General features: G+C 36.3%; 6 protein-coding genes and 1 pseudogene. 2 read left to right on the forward strand and 5 right to left on the reverse strand.

The window, feature by feature from the left end; all coding sequences use genetic code 11:
* Positions 1-149: helix-turn-helix domain-containing protein (locus Q4A14_RS08625; protein WP_303171453.1), on the forward strand; the 149-nt coding region annotated here is incomplete at its 5' end.
* A gap of 2 nt (positions 150-151) precedes the next feature.
* Positions 152-451, forward strand: a complete 300-nt coding sequence (locus Q4A14_RS08630) for a helix-turn-helix domain-containing protein (protein WP_303171449.1) — start codon at positions 152-154, stop codon at positions 449-451.
* A 380-nt stretch (positions 452-831) separates the two neighbouring features.
* Here the strand turns inward: Q4A14_RS08630 and Q4A14_RS08635 are convergent, their stop codons facing one another.
* From Q4A14_RS08635 to Q4A14_RS08655, 5 genes and pseudogenes are all read right to left on the reverse strand, one after another.
* A complete protein-coding gene (locus Q4A14_RS08635) occupies positions 832-1,974 on the reverse strand; it encodes a restriction endonuclease subunit S (RefSeq protein WP_368492365.1) in 1,143 nt (380 codons plus the stop codon).
* Positions 1,964-4,585 (reverse strand): N-6 DNA methylase, encoded by a 2,622-nt coding sequence (locus tag Q4A14_RS08640; protein WP_303171450.1) that lies wholly within the window; start codon positions 4,583-4,585, stop codon positions 1,964-1,966. Before Q4A14_RS08640 ends, Q4A14_RS08635 begins: the two co-directional genes overlap by 11 nt.
* A gap of 5 nt (positions 4,586-4,590) precedes the next feature.
* A complete protein-coding gene (locus Q4A14_RS08645) occupies positions 4,591-4,794 on the reverse strand; it encodes a hypothetical protein (protein WP_303171451.1) in 204 nt (67 codons plus the stop codon).
* An 8-nt stretch (positions 4,795-4,802) separates the two neighbouring features.
* A complete protein-coding gene (locus Q4A14_RS08650; protein WP_303171452.1) occupies positions 4,803-4,997 on the reverse strand; it encodes a helix-turn-helix domain-containing protein in 195 nt (64 codons plus the stop codon).
* Between the two features lie 68 nt (positions 4,998-5,065).
* Positions 5,066-5,169: pseudogene (locus Q4A14_RS08655) on the reverse strand (integrase); the annotation flags it as partial.

Genomic DNA, 5,169 nt, shown 5'->3' on the forward strand with positions numbered 1-5,169 from the left:
TCTGTCGTATCCTGAATATCAGTAAACGGACGCTCCGGCACTATCGGGATACTTCTGTATTGCCCTTTATCCAAATCGGGCATAAGTGCTACTACAAACGAGAGGATGTGGAGGCTCTCCTCGCAAAGTCTAATCACAAGAAACAGTAACGATGGAACACGAGATTGTAAACAGAGAAACGTCCGAAATGAAAGAGCTCATTTCGGGCATCAGGGAGATGACAAAGCGACTGAAAGAGGTTGCTGAGACACTTCGTCCGCTTTTCGGAGGAGAAATCTATCTCACAGGGCGAGAAGTCTCCGAACGTCTTTTCATCAGTCCCCGGACCTTGCAAGACTATCGGGACAAGGGCGTTATCCTCTACACCCAAATTGCAGGGAAAATACTCTATCGGCTCTCAGATATCAATCGATTACTCCAAGAAAACTATGTGAAACGTAATGTTCTATAGCGCATTCTACATTACCGTTACATACGTAAAAAGAGGACTATGCCATTAGCAAATAGGGGCTCACGGGACAACAATCAGCCACAAAGTTTGGCGATATTTTCCAAACACTGTAACCTTGTAAAGTCTCGAAGAGAATTGGACTCATATTGTCTGTTATCTATGAGAAAAGGACTTGACACGGTTGAAATGACTAACCTCATTATAGCGGTCTCTCTCGAGAGTGCCATTATGGGGTTAGTCATTCTAAACTAAAAACTGTTTATACAATCACCAGTCTTTGCCATTTAGATAAGGTCAAGATTGGGAGCAGGTAATATACTCTTCATCTTTGCACACGCCCCCTAAAGATATATTCCTATTTGTATTTACTGTTGCTTATTTTATAAATACTTATCAAGTATTGCCTGTTTCTCACTCGTTGCATTTTCTATTAAAGTGCGAGCTTTGGTAATCTCTAATTCTATTGCCTCTATCTGAACTACAATGCGTTTTTGTTCATCGATTGTCAATAATGGAATCTTGAAGTTGTCAATATCCTCCTTGTTAATACTTGGATACGCAGCTTTTGGCATAGCTGCTTCCATTTGCTTCATTAAATCATCGGAAAACATGAACAAGTAGTACAACAACTTGGAGATATAGTTTTCCTCATTCTTAGACTTAAGCAAAGCAAAACCTGTTGAGAAAATTGTTTTATTCAAAACATTCTCAATATATGCAAACCCTTTCAGATAAGGACGAACCGTAGATACTATCACTGTTCTATCTTGTGCAACACGTCTCGCTCTAGATGGAGCATCTTTTCCTAATAATGTTTTGTCAAATGATATGCTACCATCACCTTTACCTACAGAATCAATATCTACATATGTAAAGTGTTCATTTTTCCAACATGATACAGGATTTAATGTTTGTGTATTTATATCAAAATACTCTTTTATACTTACAGTAGAAACTAGCCTACTTATAATTGTTTTAATGTCTGAGATCTTATTGTCGATTGAAGACTTGGCGACACTCACAGACTTATCAACTTTACCTATTTCCTCTACAATCTGCTTCTGAATATCAATAGGAGGAACTGGGATTTTGATATTACCTATTACGTCAAGTGACAATTCTATTTGTCCACTTTGTCCCAGTGCCATATTTTCAATATTCACAAATCCTATTCGTCCTAACACGCATAATGCATATTGGGACAAAATCAAGTTTTGATTAGGTCTAAAAATGGTTATATGGCTATCTGCAACAAAATCTCCATCTTCACCAAAGTACGTAACCCTGCCAGCAGTTCCTACACCTGTTGAATTTATCAACAAATCACCTTTTACAAGTTTTCTTTCATCAAGAACGAAAGAATCATCTACATAATGCCTCTCAGAGAAGTCAAAATCAAACCAACCTCTGGCTTGCCCCGACTTTATTATTTGAATCTTGGATTTGCCATATTTGGCTGATTTCCCTCGCTTAAGTAAAATCGATAAATCGATTAATTTGAGTTGGTTATACTTACTTTCGATTAGAACTTTTTTTTTTTGCTGTCAGCGATATATTCTTTTCAAAACTATCACGTTCAAAAGTGAGCATATCAATCAATGACACACGACTAATATGCGATTGCATAGCCTCTGCTATTGGAAATGTAATATCTCCCTTGAAGGCTTGATGAATATAAGTACTTGCCCGTAAAGGATTGTCATAACTGTTTACATCGAAAAGTTGGGTACATTCATCAATGTTTTTTCCTCTTTGGATAGCGTGGATGCCCTCTTTGCCTCTACGGTTTGAAAATTCATAACCCAAGAATCGCTTTTCAACATTCTTTTCTCCGCTCTTGACAATAACCACCTTTTGAGGATATGCCAATATAAAGTATAAAAGTTTTTCGGCTTCAATACTTAGTATCGCCTCATATAACTTCGCATCATTTTTTGCAGAGATCTTCTTTTTGTACTCTGCATATATTTCGTGTGCTTTTACTTTATCATTAGGTGTTTTCTGCAGTAATGTGACATAATCGGTATAATCAAGACCCTCCCAAACATAAGCCACATATTTTGAGGCTGGAGTTTCTATACCATTTATAGTAACATCATTTAAGGTGCAGAAATAAGCATCAACTGCAGCCTTTGTATTGATTGCAAAATAATTATCTCTCCGACGTAGGAACAGAACAACAGTATTTGTATTGGTAGCCATAAAGGTATTACTTCCCAATTCTGCTATTGCAACAATATCAAAGTATTGTAATATAATCTCACGAGCTTTGGTATATATGCCCGAATTACTCAATATAGAACTTGGCAGAATAACTCCTGCTATACCACCATCTTTAAGTAGTTGCTTTGTACGCTCAACAAATAGACACTCTATTTCAGAACTGTTGTCTGTTAGTGAATTATACAATTCAAAATCTTGATCTGTATAGTATTCACGAGTAGTTTGACGGAACGAAAAGACTGAGTATGGAGGGTTACTCAATACTATATCAAACTGCAGATTATCCTTTTGACCGTCATTTAGTAGCTTACGTAACTTACCCTTATACTCTTTGTTTTTGCAGAAACTAGCAAGTCCATCACTGAGGATAACATTCGCCAAGCCATCACCATGTAAATAACAACCAACTTTACCTACTTTTACAAGTCGATAATCCTTTTCTATGCCATACACATAGTCTGTTGCCCAATCAAAATGACAGTTCTGCCAATTGATAAGATGCTTTCTTGTTTCTTCAATATATTTGGAAGTATCACAGCCATTTATGATGTCCTGTATTTCGTGCATAAACTCTGTGATAAAGTGACCGCTACCTGCTGCATAATCAATCATATATGGCAGAATTTCTCCATCCTTACGAGAAAGTTTTTCTTCCATAATAGAATCCAAAGGAAGACTCTTGATAATAAATTGTGCAATAGGTACAGGCGTAAAGTACTGTCCAGCCTCTTGTTTGAGACCAGTAGTAAGTAACAATTCAAAGAAGTCGGATAAATATTGCTGTCGTTTATTATAGCGAATTCTATACCCTTGAATCAACTCCACAACCTCTTTCACGACCTTTGCATTTTCTTCAAAAGAGACATTATCATATACTTCCTTAATAGCAAACTCATTATTCTTTTCAAGACGTAGCTTGTTCACCTCCTTCATTAGATACTGCTTAGTATCTTCATTTAGGTTCGCACAACGCTTAGTGAAATCCTCATTATTAAAGTCGCTAACAGTTCTGTCTAAGAACTTTTTCATTCCCTTGCTATAGAGGTCTGTCAAACGAAGTTGGAAATCAACGTGGTTATCTCGTCCTTCAAGCCATTGAAACTTTAACTCTTCCCCCTCACCTGTGGTTGTTTCATCATAAACCTTGCACAAGAATAGTGTAAATATCTTGTTGAATGCATTACCCTTGTCAGATACTACATTATGACGTAGTATTTCAAGGAAACGATTAAAGATAAAGCTTGAATCCTCTGCCTTTATCTCTTTCAATTGTTCCTTTGTTAATGCTTTGCTTTGAAAGTTATATGGTTGTACCCAAGAATCAAAGATTCCATTATTCTTAGTGAGTTTATTCCATTTCTCATAAATGTCTTTTACATCACCATTGCGATAATCATCTTCAATCTTTATTATTTCATTAACATATACAATTTTGTTTCCTTTCAATTCTGATGCATAAAGCATTACCACATCAGCCTTGCCACCTGATAATTGGAAATAGGTAAATAATTGACCTCCATCCTTATGGATTTTAGCCGACTCCTTGTTATACTCCTTACCATAAGTTTTACACTCAATAAGCATATATGGAGTGCCATCTTCACGATTAACACAAATATCTAATCGCCCAGATGTGCCATGCCCTGACGGCCAAGTCTTTTCAAGAACAATATTCTGAGGTTTATATCCTTTGATTAATAATCTATTAATACATTCAAGCACTACAAAATTTTCCGGCTGTGAAAAATTTTGTGTAGTTCTACTTTCGACTACGATACTATTGCCATAATTAATCCCCTGTTTTTCAAAATCAATTTCTATGGCATAATTAACATATATTTTATGGTAAATGCCATTCGTTCCATTCTTTGGAACAAACCCCAAAGCTGCAATATATTCCTTTATATCCATAGTCCTCATAACCTATTTGTAAGATTAAGAAATTGAAAAAATGGCTCCATTTTGTTTTGGTTTGATTTACGTTGCTTATTGAGGAAAGAGGCAAAAGAATCCTTTTTCCCTTCTTTCATCACGATATGAGGCTCTAATTCTGCAATCTTTGTTTCAGAGAAAAGACTGAGGTCACGCTCTGTCCCTTTTGTTATCTCAATTAGTTTCATTGTACATTTTATTTCTTATTGGATACCAACAGGTCTCTAACATCCACATCCAAAATCTCTGCTATCTGATATAGTGTGGGAATTGAGGGCTGATGCTTATTGCCCACATAAAGATTGACCATATTGAAACTCTTACCCAACCGAGCTGAGAGTTTCATTTGGCTCATTCCTTTTTCTTTCAAAACTTCTCTTATCTTATTCATATAGCACCTATGAAACCATACTTTACGAGTGTAAATATACACAATATTATTGTGCAGCCTGCACGAATTCAGTTTTGTTTTTTCTCATTCTCGCATTTTTCTATCAGCCTCTCCATATCCCTTGCAATCTTTTGGTCTGTGATTTGAGCGTAGATTTGCGTGCCGGAGATGG

It is taken from the genome of Porphyromonas sp. (genome assembly GCF_030529325.1).
In the GTDB taxonomy this organism is placed as follows: domain Bacteria; phylum Bacteroidota; class Bacteroidia; order Bacteroidales; family Porphyromonadaceae; genus Porphyromonas_A.